This window comes from Candidatus Endomicrobium procryptotermitis (assembly GCA_031279415.1).
Lineage (GTDB): Bacteria > Elusimicrobiota > Endomicrobiia > Endomicrobiales > Endomicrobiaceae > Endomicrobium_B > Endomicrobium_B procryptotermitis.
The window spans coordinates 150,659-167,098 of record JAITIP010000037.1; the positions used below are offsets into that span (position 1 = coordinate 150,659).

At 37.9% G+C, this 16,440-nt stretch carries 14 protein-coding genes; 13 read left to right on the top strand and 1 reads right to left on the bottom strand.

Features of this window, described 5'->3' with window-relative positions; all coding sequences use genetic code 11:
• Positions 1–229: 229 nt before the first annotated feature.
• The 13 genes from LBD46_07665 to LBD46_07725 all read left to right on the top strand — a co-directional run bounded on the left by LBD46_07665 (position 230) and on the right by LBD46_07725 (position 13,561).
• The gene (locus LBD46_07665; protein MDR2427033.1) at positions 230–1,684 is read left to right on the top strand and encodes a hypothetical protein; all 1,455 of its coding nucleotides are present in this window, start codon (positions 230–232) and stop codon (positions 1,682–1,684) included.
• A complete protein-coding gene (locus LBD46_07670) occupies positions 1,681–3,444 on the top strand; it encodes a complex I subunit 5 family protein (protein MDR2427034.1) in 1,764 nt (587 codons plus the stop codon). Before LBD46_07665 ends, LBD46_07670 begins: the two co-directional genes overlap by 4 nt.
• A 7-nt stretch (positions 3,445–3,451) precedes the next feature.
• On the top strand, positions 3,452–4,876 hold the full coding sequence (locus LBD46_07675; GenBank protein ID MDR2427035.1) for a hypothetical protein: 1,425 nt from the start codon (positions 3,452–3,454) through the stop codon (positions 4,874–4,876).
• Positions 4,877–4,904: 28 nt separating this feature from the next.
• On the top strand, positions 4,905–5,405 hold the full coding sequence (locus tag LBD46_07680) for a hypothetical protein (protein MDR2427036.1): 501 nt from the start codon (positions 4,905–4,907) through the stop codon (positions 5,403–5,405).
• Entirely contained in the window at positions 5,402–5,722 is a 321-nt protein-coding gene (locus tag LBD46_07685; GenBank protein MDR2427037.1) for an NADH-quinone oxidoreductase subunit K, read from the top strand. The genes LBD46_07680 and LBD46_07685 overlap by 4 nt, the downstream gene beginning before the upstream one ends.
• A gap of 7 nt (positions 5,723–5,729) precedes the next feature.
• Positions 5,730–6,086, top strand: a complete 357-nt coding sequence (locus tag LBD46_07690; protein MDR2427038.1) for a hypothetical protein — start codon at positions 5,730–5,732, stop codon at positions 6,084–6,086.
• The gene (locus tag LBD46_07695; protein ID MDR2427039.1) at positions 6,079–6,561 is read left to right on the top strand and encodes an NADH-quinone oxidoreductase subunit B family protein; all 483 of its coding nucleotides are present in this window, start codon (positions 6,079–6,081) and stop codon (positions 6,559–6,561) included. Before LBD46_07690 ends, LBD46_07695 begins: the two co-directional genes overlap by 8 nt.
• The gene (locus LBD46_07700) at positions 6,551–7,051 is read left to right on the top strand and encodes an NADH-quinone oxidoreductase subunit C (protein MDR2427040.1); all 501 of its coding nucleotides are present in this window, start codon (positions 6,551–6,553) and stop codon (positions 7,049–7,051) included. The genes LBD46_07695 and LBD46_07700 overlap by 11 nt, the downstream gene beginning before the upstream one ends.
• Positions 7,044–8,264 carry a nickel-dependent hydrogenase large subunit gene (locus LBD46_07705; GenBank protein ID MDR2427041.1) on the top strand — a complete coding sequence of 407 codons (1,221 nt, stop codon included), beginning with the start codon at positions 7,044–7,046 and terminating at the stop codon, positions 8,262–8,264. The genes LBD46_07700 and LBD46_07705 overlap by 8 nt, the downstream gene beginning before the upstream one ends.
• 12 nt (positions 8,265–8,276) lie before the next feature.
• Entirely contained in the window at positions 8,277–9,215 is a 939-nt protein-coding gene (locus LBD46_07710) for an NADH-quinone oxidoreductase subunit H (protein MDR2427042.1), read from the top strand.
• Positions 9,212–9,697: a 4Fe-4S binding protein gene (locus tag LBD46_07715; protein ID MDR2427043.1), complete on the top strand. Its 486-nt coding sequence runs from the start codon at positions 9,212–9,214 to the stop codon at positions 9,695–9,697. Before LBD46_07710 ends, LBD46_07715 begins: the two co-directional genes overlap by 4 nt.
• Before the next feature lie 153 nt (positions 9,698–9,850).
• Positions 9,851–10,336, top strand: a complete 486-nt coding sequence (locus LBD46_07720) for a hydrogenase 3 maturation endopeptidase HyCI (GenBank protein ID MDR2427044.1) — start codon at positions 9,851–9,853, stop codon at positions 10,334–10,336.
• Positions 10,337–10,417: 81 nt separating this feature from the next.
• Positions 10,418–13,561: an autotransporter domain-containing protein gene (locus tag LBD46_07725; protein ID MDR2427045.1), complete on the top strand. Its 3,144-nt coding sequence runs from the start codon at positions 10,418–10,420 to the stop codon at positions 13,559–13,561.
• Between the two features lie 228 nt (positions 13,562–13,789).
• Here the strand turns inward: LBD46_07725 and LBD46_07730 are convergent, their stop codons facing one another.
• Positions 13,790–16,231 carry a sodium-translocating pyrophosphatase gene (locus LBD46_07730; protein ID MDR2427046.1) on the bottom strand — a complete coding sequence of 814 codons (2,442 nt, stop codon included), beginning with the start codon at positions 16,229–16,231 and terminating at the stop codon, positions 13,790–13,792.
• Positions 16,232–16,440 lie beyond the last annotated feature (209 nt).

Genomic DNA, 16,440 nt, shown 5'->3' on the forward strand with positions numbered 1-16,440 from the left:
CGGGAAAATAATTATTTCCGTCTGTTTTTTATTATACAGTCAATAATGAATATCCGCACAGCAAGCTGTGCGGATATTCATTATAAAATAGTTTTGTTTGGTTAAGAATAAGCATATACATTGACAATGAAATATTTTAAAGATATAATTATTTATATAAAAATGATGATAATACCGCTCATATTGAAGAATATGCGCGGTTTTATTTGATATGGAAACCGAAACAATTATGCCAAATGAAATTATCTTAACGCTTATCGTTGCAGTTCCCATCTTCTTCTCTTTTCTGCTTCCGATAATAGGCTGGCTTTCAGAAAAAGCAAGAAATATTACTGCACTTTGCCTTGCTTTGATTACTTTTATATTGTGTCTTTTAATGTCGCCCACCGTTTTTTCCGGCGAGATAATTACATTTTATTATGATTTTCCTTTGGGTCTCAATTTCATATTAAAGGCCGACGCTTTTGCACTTTTCTGCGCTCTTGCTTCTTCTTTGGTTAGCTCTGTGATAATTTTTTATTCATTTGAATACATAAATCGCCATCAAAATCAAAACGAATACTATTTTATAGTGTTATTGTTCTTAGGTTCTATGATGGGAATAATTTTTTCTGCAAACCTTATATTTCTTTACATTTTCTGGGAAATGACAGCTCTTGCTTCATGGCGTTTGATAGGTTTTTTTAGAAAAGAAGATTTTATAAGACGCGCAAACAAAGCTTTTATGGTTACTGCAGGCGGCGCTCTTTTGATGCTTGCGGGCTTTATTATGCTTGCCGAGCAGGCAGGCACTTTTGATTTTGCGGGCATTCATACCGCTATTGCTCCAGGAACTGTTAAAAATATTACAGTTTTTTTAATTTTGTGTGGAATTTTTGCTAAATCGGCGACTTTTCCTTTTCATACTTGGCTTGCGGATGCAGGTGTCGCACCTTCGCCGGTTACGGCACTGCTTCACGCTGCAGTGCTTGTAAAAATAGGTGTGTATGTTTATGCCAGATTGTTTAACGGGGTAATCATTCCTTCGGAAACGGTAAAAATTACAGTATTTGTTATAATAGCTTTGAGTGCTTTCATATCTGGCGGTGCGGCTCTTATAGAAAAAGATATAAAAAGAATAATAGCTTTTTCTACGGTAAGCCAGTTGGCTTTCATATTTTTGGGTTTTGCAGCGGGGTCGCGTTTGGCTTTTGCGGGTTCGATGTTGTTTATACTCATGCATTCTGCGGCAAAAGCTGGACTGTTTCTTAGCGCAGGAATAATAGAACATGAAACGCATACGAAAAATATAATGCAGATGGGCGGACTGGCAAAAGTTATACCTATAACTTTTGGCGCTTTTCTTTTATGCATGATGTCGATAATAGGAATTCCTCCTTTGGGCGGGTTCTTCAGCAAGTTTATAGTAATAATCGGAACGGCAGATGCGGGATATGCGGGGGTTTCGGCAGTTTTTGTCGCTGCGGCAACTCTTACAATACTTTATATGCTGAGAGTGTTTTATAAAGTGTTTCTTGCACAGCCCGCCAGTTCGTTTTCTGTGCATAAATCAGGCATATTTTCTCCGATGAATTTCAGCGTGATGCTGCTTGCGGCAATATCTTTGATTTGTGGATTTACTTTCAATTATTTAATGCACATTGCTGAACTTGCCGCAAATCAAATGTTCGGACTAATTAAATGAATACCTTAATATTGTTCCTTATCATCATTCCTATAGTTTGCGCGGCGATTGTTTTTTTGATACCGGAAAAATACAAGAGATATAAAGATATTTTCTTTATAGCCGTAGCAGTATTTAATTTGTGGGCAGTATGCTTTTATTTTACAAAAAACATATTTATATTCTGTGCAGGTGCAGCTTTTGATTTTTCTTTTTCGGTTATAATGTCCAGGTTTTCGGAACTTTTGCTTGTCATTTCGGCCGTCTTTGTCCTTTTAGCTTCGATTTTTGCCGTAAACAATATGAAAAACAACCCAAAAAGTCCGCTTCTTAATGCCGGGATGCTTCTTGCCGTGTCGTTTGTCAACGGAGCTGTTATAACAGATAGTCTTATTTTTCTTTTGATTTTTATGGAAGCGATGGCGATTCCTTTTGTTATGATGATACTTTCATCTGAAAACGACAACAAAAAACTTGCTGTAAAAGCTTTTACGATTACAGCAATAGCCGATTTGTTTTTGATGATGGGAATCGGATTTATCTATTCACTGGCAAAAACTATGAACATGTCAGAAGTTTCTTTAAATCTTACGGGCTTGCTTCCGATAACGGCTTTCGTATGTGTGATAATCGGTGCGGCGGGTAAACTTGGCGTGATGCCTTTTCACAGTTGGCTGCCGGAAGCTTCTGAAAAAACGCCAGTTTCATTTATGGTTTTTATGGCTACGGCAGCCGAAAAAATTTTGGGTATATACATATTGTATGTGGCATTAAAAATGTTCGGCGTTGAAAACGGTAATTGCGTGACTTACATTTTGATGGGTTTTGCGGCGGTTAGCGCGTTTGTTTCTGCTCTTATGTCAAACAGTCAGAAAAGTTTTAAAAAAATGCTTGCTTACACAAGCATAAGCCAGGGAAGTTTTATGATGATTGCCATGCTTACAGCTCTTCCTATAGCTGTTGCGGGCGCGGTTTTACATCTTTTGGCTCATACGATTTATAAATCATGTTTGTTTTTCATAGCAGGCATTATTGACGACAGTAAAACCGAAACTGTATCGTATAAAAAAAATCCGTACATATTTTTGTGTTTTATTTTAGCTATAGCTTCTTTCATAGGCATTCCTTTTTTTGCAGCATTCTACTCTAAAGAGATGATTTACGAAGGCGCTTTGCATCTGGGCGTCGTTTGGCATATAATAATGGTTCTTGTGACGTTTTTTTGTTCGAGCGCGGCTTTAAAATGGTTAGGGAAAATATTTTTTAACAATGATGACGAATTTTTTGAATATCCGCTGACTTCTATGATACCGGTGCTGACAACTGCTTTTCTCTGCTTGCTGTGCGGAATATTTAGAAATATACCTGAGGCAATAATCCAAACTGTGATTCCTTTTCCATCAGAAGAAAATGCAAATCTTATTTTGATAATAGTTTCCTCTTCGGCTTTAGGCATTGTGTTTATAAATTTTATAATCGGACACAAAAAATATAAAAATGGCTTAGGTTTTGTAAAACCGATTATTTCTTCTTTGGGAATAGACAAACTTAACGAAAATGAAAATGCAGACCCGTACAATATGGCAATGAGCATATACGATTATTTTGCCGAAGCTTCTTTCAGTTTTGACAAAGCTCTAAACTGGGTTTACGATATTGCTTTTGTGAAGCCAGTATTGTTTTGTTCACAGCAACTTGACAAAGTCCATAACGGAAGTCTTTCAAGATACATACTATGGGCGCTATGCGGGTTGGCTTTAATAATTTTATTTTTTGTATAGAGGACAGATGACGGCATCAATTATTTTTATTCCTGTTTTGTTGGTAATATTGCTTAATATTCCGCGTTTGTCGGGTAAAACGGCATATTATGCCGCATTGGCGTTTTTTGTTTATCAGCTTGTGTCGGTATTTTTTGTCGATGCGGGTTCGGCTCAGTTCGCACAGTTGATAAGTAAATGGTTTCGCTTAAACATTTTTGCAGACGGCATATCCAAAATAATGATAATTTCAACCGCTGTTGTTGCTTTTTCGGCTCTTATGACATCAAAACCTTTCATAAAATATGACAGCAGACTGTTTTCTTTGTCAAATCTCATACTGCTTGCAGCAGCCGGCATAAACGGCATAGTTTTTGCCAGAGATATTTTTACGATTTATGTTTTTGTGGAAGTTATAGCTGCCGCTTCTTATATAATGATAGCTTTGGATAAAACCGAGAGTTCTCTGGAAGGCGGTTTTAAATATTTGATGCTGTCTTCAATCGCGACCGTAATGATGCTTTTTGCCGTAGCTTTATTTTTTCTTGCCGCTGGAGGAACTGGGTTTATGGAAATATCGGCGGCATTACGGAATTTTGGCGGAAATCCCGTTGTCTTGCTTGCTATAATGCTTTTCATGAGCGGGCTTTTAATAAAAGGCGGGTTGATACCTTTTCACGCTTGGCTGCCGGGTGCTTACTCTTCGGCTCCTGCGGGAGTTTCTGTATTTTTGGGCGGAATTATAACAAAAACGACTGGAATTTTTACGCTTATAAGATTTTTTTATTCTGTTGTCGGTTTTAATGAGAATGTGAAAATGGTTCTTCTCATAATCGGTTCTTTATCGATAATTATCGGTGCAATTGCCGCGATAAAGCAAAAAGATTTCAAAAAAGTTTTGGCTTATTCGAGTATAAGTCAGGTAGGATATATAGTTTTGTCGCTTGGCGCCGGAACGGCTTTTGGCGTTGCCGCTGCCGTTTTCCATATTTTTAATCATGCAATATTTAAATCACTTTTATTTGTTAACTCGGCTGCCATCGAGAAACAGACAGGCAGACGCGACATAGATACTTTTGGCGGGCTGGGATATAAAATGCCTATTACTTCCGTAACGACTGCTATAGCGTTTTTGTCTGCTTCGGGAATTCCGCCTCTGTCCGGTTTTTGGAGCAAACTTTTTATAATTCTGGCATTGTGGTCTGCCGGCTATAAAGGTTTTGCTTTTGTAGCCGTGCTTGCCAGCATTTTGACCATGGCATATTTTCTAAATCTTCAAAAGAAAGTATTTTTTGGCGAGATATCCACTTCAGTTGAAAATGTCAAAGAAGCGGCCTTGTCGTTTACCATACCGCAGATTATTTTGTGCGCCATAACTGTTTTATCGGGGATAGGTTTCTTTTATATAGTAAAAGTTTTAATTTTTCCATCTGCGGGAATCATATATCAATAATTTTAAAACAAATAAGAGGTATTTTTTAATGTTTGCCCATGTTTTGTTATTGTCATTGATAATTGTCTGTGCGGCTTTTGCCGTAGTACGCACCAGAGTCATACGTGCGGCTATAATGCTTGCGGCTATAAGTATACTCGTAACGATAACTCTTTTCCTTCTTAAAACTCCCTTGGCGGCAATATTCGAACTTTCGGTTTGTGCGGGACTTATAACGGTTATTTTTATAAGCGTAATAAGTTTGACAAACCCTTTGACAAAAGAAGAGCGCAGCGAAGAAAGAGAAAATATGTTTAAAAAATTTCTTCTTCTTCCTGTTGTAATAATAGTGTGTGCAGCGGCATTTTATATGCTTACAAAAGGGATAAATTTTATACCTGTTTCGGGTGTGGAAACCGTCGAAATTTCTGATAAAGCGGAAATATGGCATTTACGGCAGATAGATTTGATAGGACAGATAATAATAATTTTGACGGGCGTTTTTGGAGTCGTAGTTTTGTTTAAAGATAATAAGGATGATGAAAAATGAGTTATGAATCTTTAATGCTTTTCAAACTGTATTTGATAACCGCTCCGGTCCTGTTTGTAATCGGCGTTTATGCGATTATTATAACGAGAAACATCATTTCCATAATAATAGGGCTTGAAATTATGACAAAAGGCGTTACTATTCTGCTTGCAGCAGCTGGCTTTTTTAACGGAAGACCGCAGACGATAGAACCTTTGATTATAACGATGATAGTGGTCGAAGTTGTCATTTTAATGATTTCGTCTGGATATATAATAAATCTGGCTAAAAAACATAATTCTTTAAGCGTCGAAAATATAAAAAAGGTTAAAGGATAAAAATAGAATGGATTGTCCATTTGCTTTAATTTTAATTCTGCCTCCTGCGGCATTTATATTATTGTTGGTTTTTTTCGTTGTTATTTCTTTTTTTACGGAAAGGATATCATATAAAAACCCGGATAACCCGCAGGGAAAAACGAAAGCCTATGCCTGCGGCGAAGATGTTAAAGAACACAGAATCCGCCTCAATTACAGCGAATTTTTCCCTTTTGCTTTTTTCTTTACTCTTATGCACGTCATAGTTTTGATGATTGCGACATCGCCTGAAAAAATTACCGATTCGCTTGCCATTGCCCTGCTTTTTATCGCTGTCGCATTTTTAAGTATATTGATAATATTTCGGAGAGAAAGAAATGATTAAATCTGTTCAAAAACTTATCAACTGGGCTCGTTTAAAATCTCCATGGGTTATACATTTTAATACTGGAGCTTGCAATGCTTGTGACATTGAAATTGTCGCCGCATTGACGCCCACTTACGATTTGGAACGGTTTGGGATACAGCTAAAAGGAACACCAAGGCATGCTGACGTTCTTTTGTGCTCGGGACCTGTAACAAGACAGATAAAAGACAGACTGGTTAGGATATACGAACAGCTTCCTGAACCAAAATTCGTGGTCGCGGTCGGCACGTGCGCTTGTTCTGGCGGTGTTTTTGAAGGCTGTTACAATATGCTGTCTGGCATTGACGAAGCGATTCCAGTTTCTGCCTATATTCCGGGCTGTCCCGCAAGCCCCGATGCCATTATTGACGGCGTTTCTAAACTGTTAAAAAATTTTGAAGAAAAAGTAGAACGATATTTAAAAGAAAAAGAGGGGGCAAAAGATGGAAAATGATCACCCCATATCCACAAAAATTATAAGCAAATATCCCGAACTGGCTGAAAGCATAAAAATTCAAAGGGAAAAAAGAATATGGCTGAAAGTACCTTATGCTCAGTTTCGCGAATTTTTAGAGTTTGCCGCAGCAGATTTGAAAGTTGACATTTTTTGCATGCTTACCGGCATTGACGATAAAGAAAATTATTCTTTTATCTATCATATGGCTGACGCAGACGGGCTTATGCTTAACATAGAGACTTCCATTTCCAAAAATGGAGAGCTTGTAATTAAAACGGTCACAGACATGTATCCTGCGGCAGATTTACAGGAAAGAGAAGTTTTTGATTTGCTCGGTATAAAAATAGACGGTTTAAAAGAAGGAAAGAGATACCCTCTGCCGGACGATTGGCCCGAGGGAGAATATCCTTTAAGAAAAGATTGGACACAGGACAGATTGGATAAAAAAACTCCTTCGCAGCAGGTTAAGGAGGAAACAAATGCCTAAAAAATTGGTAATACCCATAGGTCCGCAGCATCCTGCATTAAAAGAGCCTGCAAGTTTTGACGTCACTTTGCAAGGTGAAAAAGTCGAAAATATTCTCGTAAAACTCGGATATAATCATAGAGGTATAGAAAAAGCCTGCGAATCAAAACCTTATTTGCACGATGTTTATCTTATAGAAAGAGTCTGCGGGATATGTTCGCATTCGCATTCGACTTGTTTTATACAAGCGATTGAAGAAATAATCGGATTAAACGTTCCGATGAGAGCAAAATACATACGTTCAATCATAGGCGAAATGGAGCGCATTCACAGCCATCTTTTATGGCTCGGAGTTGCAGCGCATGAAATAGGTTTTGACACTTTGCTCATGTACACGTGGCGTGACAGAGAAATAATAATGGATTTACTCGCTTTTCTTACGGGAAACAGAGTGAATTATGCAGTCAATGTAATAGGTGGAGTAAGAAAAGACATCGAAGAAAGTGAAAAAGAGCAAATACTAAAAGCTATCGAAGCTCTCGAAGAAAGAACAAAATATTATATTCAGGTGTGCAGGGAAGAGATAACACTGATTAAAAGGCTTTCGAAAGTCGGCTATTTGTCGCCGGAAGACGCCATAAGAATGGGTGTTGTCGGACCTACGGGAAGAGCTTCAAAAGTAACAAGAGATGCCAGAGCGGAAGATTCTTACGCGGCTTATGGCGAAATTGATTTTAAAGTGGTTTCGGATGACCACTGCGATGTTTACGGAAGAGCTTTGGTGCGCGTAGGCGAACTTATGGAATCTTATTCGATAATAAGACAGTTGATTAAAAAGCTTCCTGATACACCTTTGAAAGTGCCAGCGCCTTTAAGAGTACCGGCAGGTGAAGCGATAAGCAGATACGAAGCGCCCAGAGGTGAAGATGTCCATTACGTGCGTTCGAATGGAACGGATAAACCGGAAAGAGTAAAGCTCAGAGCTCCTACCCTTGCAAATGCTCAGGCGGTTTCGACAATGCTTGAAAAAGGTTATCTTGCCGACGTAACCATAGTTATAGCTGCAATAGACCCCTGTTTTTCGTGCACTGACAGAATGATACTTGCCGTAAATGATAATCTTTCAAAAAGTTCTTCGGACATTACATGGAAGCAGCTCAGAGAACAAAGCATAGAATGGCATAAGAAAAAAAGAGGAATCGATTTTGCTAAAGTGAAATTGAACATTAAATAATTAGGATAGAATATGGTTTCAGCTTTATTTTCAATTTTTATTTTTCCGGGTTTTTTGTTTCTATTTATTTTGGCGCTAGCTGCTGAATATATGGACAGAAAACTTTACGCCAGAATGCAAAACAGAGTAGGACCGCCCTGGTTTCAGCCTTTTGCTGATTTGGTCAAACTTCTGGCAAAAGAACTGATAATTCCGGAAAATGCCGACAGAAAAATTTTTAAACTTCTGCCTTTGGTAGCCTGTGCGGCGGCTGTTACAGCGTTTTTGTTTGTCCCTGTATGGAAACCAGACACGCTGTTTACTTTCAAAGGCGATATAGTTGCGGTAATTTATATAATGACAATACCAACTCTTACTTATTTCTTGGGAGGCTGGTACTCAAGATCGCTTTACTCGCTTATAGGTTCGATGAGAGTTTTGACACAGCTTTTTTCTTACGAAGTGCCGCTTCTTATGGCAGTTCTCGCTCCTGGAATTCTTGCAAGTTCATGGACATTTTCAACCGTCATAAATTTTTATTCTGGCCGTGGATTTTTATTTCTGGTTAATGTCATAGGTTTTGTAGTGGCGCTAATAGCGGTACAGGGAAAACTTGAGAAAGTTCCTTTTGACATTCCCGAAGCGGAAACCGAAATTGTCGCGGGTACGTTTACCGAATATACAGGACCCTTATACGCATATTTTAAACTTGCGATGAATATGCAGACGATAGCAGTATCTACACTGCTTGTGGCTGTTTTCATGCCTTTCGGTTACAATTGCGGATTTATTTTCGGGATACTTGTATATTTGCTTAAAATTGCGTTTATCATAGCTCTTCTTACCATAATAAGAACGATTTTTGCCAGAATAAGAATGGATCAAATGGTAAGATTCTGCTGGAAATATCTTGCGCCGCTTGCTCTGCTTCAGCTTACAATAAATATAATTATAAAGGCTGCCACACAATGAAAAAATTAGGAAAAATGCTTTTTGAAGCTTTATCTTTTCTTTTTAAAAAGCCTGTTACTTCGGAATATCCTAAAAAGAGACGTCCGATTCATGACAATATCGCTGGGATGATATCTTTTGAACAGATAAAATGCATAGGCTGCGGAATGTGTGTGAGAAATTGTCCCGCGCATGCGATAAAAATAACAAAAGTTGCCGATAAAGTGTTTAGCTGCGTGCTTTCTCTGGCAAACTGTATTTTTTGTTCGCAGTGCGTTTTATCGTGTCCTAAAAAAGCTTTGCATACTACCGACAATTTTGAACTTGCGCAGATAGACAAGTCCAAATTAATCGTTAAACTTGAAGAACTCACACCTAAGATGGAAAGTGTGGAACCTATTAAACAGCAGGAAATACAGACAGCAAAAAATGAGATGGTTTCCATAAAAAAAGAAATTGCCGCCGCCGTTGGAAATTCGGAAAATAAAGCGAAAGATGCATAGGAAGAGAATACAGAAAAGCGGGCGTTGAAAGATGTGTCTGACAAATAGGATGAAACAAAACCGCTAAACTCTATAAAAAAGAGAAAAAAGCACAATAAATCTCTTTTGCTTTATGGAGAAAATCTGGAAAATCAATTTTGTCAAACCACTAAAATGGAAAAAATCAAAAACATTATCAAAAATTTTCTGAAAGACGCCGAGAGAACTGTGTTTTTGGCCATCGGCTCAGAACTCAGAAGCGACGATTCGGCCGGGATAATTGCCGCAAACGAACTTTTAAAAAAGAGACTGCCGGAAAATTTTAAAGTTATGCTGGGACATACCGCACCAGAGAACCTGACTGGCGAAATTAGGCGTTTTGTTCCCAGCCATTTAATAATATGCGATGCCGCTGACAGCGGTTTAAAAAGCGGAGAGATAAGCATAATTTCACCTGAAGATATACAAGGTGCTGCTTTTTCGACGCATATGATGCCAATGAGTGTGTTCATAAATTATATATCGCACGACACTCCGTGCAAAACACTTATTATAGGAATTCAGCCTGAAAATCTCGAATTTGGAGAAAATGTCAGCATGCCCGTAAAAGAAGCAGCAATAAATATTGCTGAAATTATATTGCAGTCTGTTCCTTTGTAATTCACGATTTTTCTACTGGCAAAAACATTGAAAACTATATAGAATATCAGCATATTTATAAAATCTTTTAAACGGGGAAATATGAAATTTTTAAAATCATTTATTCTGTTTGCATTTTTTATGATTTGTTTTAATTTGCTTGCGTTTGGGTCCGATCAAATTTTTACAGAGTCAAATATAAACGATTCTTCTGCATGGAGCGTTCTTAACAATAGTGCGGCCAGCGTAGGCACAATTACTGGAAATTTTATTTTTACATCATCAAAAAATATAACCGCGGATAATATAACGCTTCGGGCTGACACTGGCTGGAGGACGATTATTTCAAGCGACTCGGGGAGATTTTTTACGGTTTCCGGTGGAAATAGCCTAACTCTTGACAATCTTATTTTTACTAGAGGCATATATGACGGCAGCAATTTAGACGGAGGTGGTGCTATATCCTCTACAGGTACGTCAATTATTTTAAACGGCAATTTTTCAATAGAGTTTGCAAGCTCTTCATTTTTAGGCGGTGCTATTTATGTCCAGTATGGGACAACTACATTTAACGGTTCTTCAAATTTTTCAATGAATTATGCTGTGAGCGGACACGGCGGAGCTATTTATTCCGGAGGTAATGTTATTTTTAGTTCGGGCAGCAGCGTAAACTTAAACGATAACTATGCCGGATGGAACGGCGGTGGAATTTATTCCGAGCTTGGCAGCGTAACTGTCGGCGGCGCGGCAAACATAAGCGGCAATACTGCAAAAACCGGAAGAGGAGGAGGTATTTTCTCCGAAAACGGCGCTTATTTTACTGATTCAAATGCCACAATTTATATATCGTCAAATGCTGCTCAAGATTTCGGCGGCGGCATATACTCCGGAAAAGACATACTTTTTCTTGGAGGCGCCGATATAAAATTAAACAATGCCATGATAGACAGCAGCACTAATACTTTTCATTTCGGCGGCGGTTTGTACGCCGCATCTTCGGTTACTTTTAAAAATGATACGGCTGTAATAAATTTGCAAAATAACAGCGCAAGAGACTCCGGTGGCGCTATATTTTCGTATTCCACGATAACTTTTTTTGGTTCTGCAAATATACAGTCGAATAAAGTTGAAGCCTTATCCGGCGGTGCCATATGGGCTGGCGGGGATATTATTTTCAACAATTCTTCTGCAACCGCGACAATATCTTCAAATATGTCCGTAGAAGGTTCAGGTGGAGCTTTCTATTGCGAAAATGATATAGTGTTTAACGGGTATCTGAAAGCTTCTGGAAATTCTGCAAGCGGCGGTTCAGGTGGAGCGTTTTATTCTAAAACGTTGATGATAAGCGACGGAGCCGAAATATCAAACAATAGCGCAAAAATTCAAGGCGGAGCAATATATATATATGACGGCGTCAGCGATTTTAACGCGCTTGAAAAAGATATTTTATTTACAAGCAATATTGCCGCAAGTATAAAAAATGACATAAATCTCGGAGGAAACGCTGATCTTAATTTAACGGCACTTGCAGCGGCGATAACTTTTAATGGCGGCATAACTTATAGTACGACAACATCTAACAATGTGGTTAACAAATACGGTTACGGTACATTATTTTTAAACGGAATTAATAATTTCCAGCATTTAAATATAACTTCGGGAACCACAATTTTAGGTGGTGGTTCGGTTTTTGAAGCGGTTAACTTTTCTCTTACGGGTTCCGATCATTTTTTAAGCACCGCAGCGACAACGGTATTGGATATGCGCAATAACAATTTGAATGACAATCTTATAATATCTGGAGTTTTAAATTCTACCACCGGCGCAAAAATATATTTTGATATAGACTCAAATACAAATGCTTCCGATAAAATATCTGCGGCTCAGGCAAATATGGAAGGAACATGGATAAAAGTAGGGATAGCGGGAATTGATGCCTACGAGAAAAGTTACAATATATTTTATTCTACCAATGCAAGCGGAACCATGCGCATTGACAATACAAATTCCGAAGGAAAAACCATGCACCGCGTGAATTCGCATCTTGAATATTTTGACGGAGTGGTTCCAAGTACGACAGCTCCCGCTTCATGGGAATCCGTAAATCTTGTTTTAAGCATAGATCAACTGAACGTTATAAATGGGTTAACCAAAAATCAAAAGAAAACGGCTCTTGCTTTAGATAAAGAATATGGCATGGCTTTAGGCGATTTATTCGACATAATAGATAAACTGGATACATTGCCTGATATTGAAAGCAAGAAAAAAGCGCTCACAAGCCTTTCTGGACATATATTTGCAAATGTCATAACGGTTCCGTCGTTAAATATTTCAAAAGACGGCGTTTTTTCAAGGCTGAAAAGAAGTTATTTTATTCCCGATGACAGTCTTATTAAAAGAAACATTTGGGCTCAGGGATATACTGCAGATAATAAGTATAAAGGAGACAAAAATTCTCCAGGAGATTTCAGTGTTTCAAATTCCGGAATGCAGGCAGGTTTTGACACGATGAAAGACGATACGCAGATTTTTGGTTTAAATGTCGGATATACAGATATGAATGCGCAGCAGAACGGCGATACCGTTGGCATAACAGGCTATAATATCGGTGCTTACGGCGCATTTTTCTTTGAAAATAACTTTGAACTCAAACTTGTGCTAATAGGCGGAAGACAAAATTATTCAGCTTCAAGAAAAATAAATTATGCTGATATACAAAGAAGAGCAGATTCGGAATTTAGCGGATACAGCATAAATATGTCAGCTGAATTGGGGTATGACTATTTTTACAGAGATAATATTTATTTCAGGCCTTTGCTGGGATTGGACTATTCTTATGTGACTACTCAGGAGTTTACCGAACAAGGCGCAAACAGTGCAGACTTAACTATTTATGCCGGTTCATATAGCAAAATGAATTCAAGTTTAGGCTTACAGGTAAACAACGGAATAGATATGCGGGCAAAATGGTATGTGGAAACTAAATTTAATTTTCTTCTTGCAGGAACGCGTGCAGCATTTGAAGGAGAGTTTAAAAATACCTCGCAGCCTTTAGAAATTGTCGGTATAGAAAATGATATTCTTTCAATGACTGTCAGCGCCGGAGTGCTTTATGATATTTCAAAGAACTGGAGCGTTTATGCAAATGTCAATGGAATGTTTGTCAGTTCTCAATCAGGCGTTTATGGAAATATAGGCGTCAATTATAAATTTACGACTACATATTTTGATTTTTATGAAAAATGACAATAAATAAATTCTTCAAGCAGTTTATGGCATTTTGTGCAAAGGTCTTTATATACGCTAAGTGACATGAAAGTAAATTTGCCTAAACAGGTAAACTGCATGAATTTTGTTTGCCTTTAGTAACACGGCAGTTATTTTGGGCTATGTAATTGCAGATATTTTCTAGTAAAAAAAATTAAAAAAAGCCTGACATTGTAAAAATATCAGGCTTTTTTATTTATTATATTATTATTTTATTTTCTGCGGCTGCTCTTCATCTTTATTGCACAAGTCCGTGAATGATTTTACTACAAATACTATGGCTACAGCAAAAAATATTACGGCAAGTATCATGTTTAAAGCGCCTTTTGAGTCCAGCACCAAAGCGAGTTCCAATGCTAAAAGTCCGAACAATGTGGTGAACTTTATTATCGGATTCATTGCAACTGAAGAAGTATCTTTAAAAGGATCACCTACCGTATCGCCTACTACACTTGCATTGTGCAGTTCAGTTCCCTTCTGACGAAGATCAACTTCTACAAATTTTTTTGCATTGTCCCATGCTCCGCCTGCATTTGCCATAAATATTGCCTGAAAAAGCCCAAATAGAGCTATTGAAATGAGATAACCAATAAAGAAATATGGTTCTATAAACGCAAAAGCAAGAGTTATAAAAAATACCACTAAAAATAAGTTTATCATACCTTTTTGCGCATATTTTGTGCATATCTCTACGACTTTTTTTGAATCTTGCGTTGAAGCTTTTTCCGACGAACCGTCAAGCTTTATATTTTCTTTTATGAACTCTACCGCTTTATAGGCTCCGCTTGTTACGGCATGATTTGAAGCTCCGGTAAACCAGAATATTACTGCTCCACCTGCTATCAAACCCAGAAGGAAAGGAGCGTGAAGAAGTGAAAGATTTTCAAGTCCTGAAGTTAATCCATTTGTAAGCATGACTATTGTCGAAAAAATCATTGTAGTGGCGCCTACGACAGCTGTTCCTATAAGCACCGGTTTTGCAGTAGCTTTAAAAGTATTTCCGGCGCCGTCGTTTTCTTCAAGAAGAATTTTGGATTTATCAAAAGCCGGGGTAAAACTATATTCTTTTTCAATTTCCTTAGCTGCGTCAGGAATACTTTCTATCAAAGAAAGTTCATATACTGACTGTGCATTGTCTGTTACCGGACCATAAGAATCTACGGCTATAGTAACAGGTCCCATTCCCAAAAAACCGAAAGCGACCAATCCAAAAGCAAATACCGAAGCGACTATAGGATTTACCATGATCACACCTACTCCAAGTGTACTTATAAGATATGATATTCCCATGAGAAGTATAATCGCCACTCCCATCCAGAAAGCACTGAAATTTCCTGCCGTGAGTCCTGCAAGTATATTTAGAGAAGCGCCGCCATTTTTGGAAGACGTCACGACGTTTTGAACAAAAGCGCTTTTTACTGAGGTAAATATTTTTACGACTTCAGGTATGACTGCGCCGGCAACTGTTCCACAGCTTATTATAAGCGAAAGTTTCCACCAGAGTGAGCCGTCACCCAAGCCGCCTATCAAAATTTTTGAAACTATAAAAGTAAACAATATCGATACTACCGAAGTAATCCAGACAAGAGACGTTAAAGGTGCTTCGTAATTCATTTTGTCGGCAAGAGCATATTTGATTTTTGCAAAAAAAGCGTTAATGCCGTAAGAAAGAGCGCTGGCTATAAGCATCAAAAGACGCATTGCAAAAATCCAGACTAAAAGCTGTACTTTTATTTCATCGACGGGTACAGCAAGCGCTATAAACGTTATTAGCGCTACTCCTGTAACTCCATAAGTTTCAAAACCATCAGCTGTAGGTCCTACGGAATCTCCTGCATTGTCGCCTGTACAATCCGCTATAACGCCAGGATTTCTCGCATCGTCTTCTTTAATGTTAAATACTATTTTCATTAAATCAGAACCAATGTCTGCGATCTTTGTAAAAATTCCGCCGGCGATTCTTAATACTGAAGCGCCTAAAGATTCGCCGATTGCAAATCCTATAAAGCAAGGGCCGGCAAAATCTCTCGGGATAAAAAGCAAAATTATAAGCATTATTGTAAGTTCAATGCTTATAAGAAGCATGCCTATGCTCATACCTGCGCGCAGAGGAACCGCATAGCATGGGAAAGGTTTTCCTTTTAAACTTGCAAAAGCTGTTCTTGAATTCGCAAATGTGTTTATTCTCATTCCAAACCATGCAACTGTGTAACTGCCGAGAATTCCTACTACGCTGCAAAGTACAACCGTTGCGACTTTAATTGCTGCCATATGCTGCAAAAATCCGAAATAAACGATTATTATAACGGCAAGAAGAGCTTCGAGAATTATTATAAATTTGCCTTGAGTGATAAGATAGGTTTTACAAGTTTCATAAATGAGCTCCGATATTTCTTTCATTGATTTGTGAACTGGAAGATTTTTAATACCTAAAAAATGATAAACTCCAAAAGAAAGTCCAAAAATGCAAATCAAAAATCCGAAAAGCAACAGGCTTTTTCCGCTTATCATATTTCCTAGAAAACTTACTGAAGCCAAATCCGGTATTACCAAATCTGCTTCGCTTGCGAAAGACTGGGTTGCTGAGGCAGCTGCCAAAATAAAAGCAACTGCAATCTTTTTTAAAGAAAAAATCTTGCTCAAATACATACATGCTCCTTTTTATTTTATTACCCGTAAATATTTTTTTTACGGTTATTTTCTATGCAATAAAAAACCCGGCTTTACGAAACCGGATGACTTCTTTGCCGCTCCGAATTTTTCGTTTTATTTTATGATTTGGAGAGTTAATATACTGGTACAAATTGTATGTTTTATTGATTTATAAGTCAAATCGACGCGGCTCAATATACGGGCTT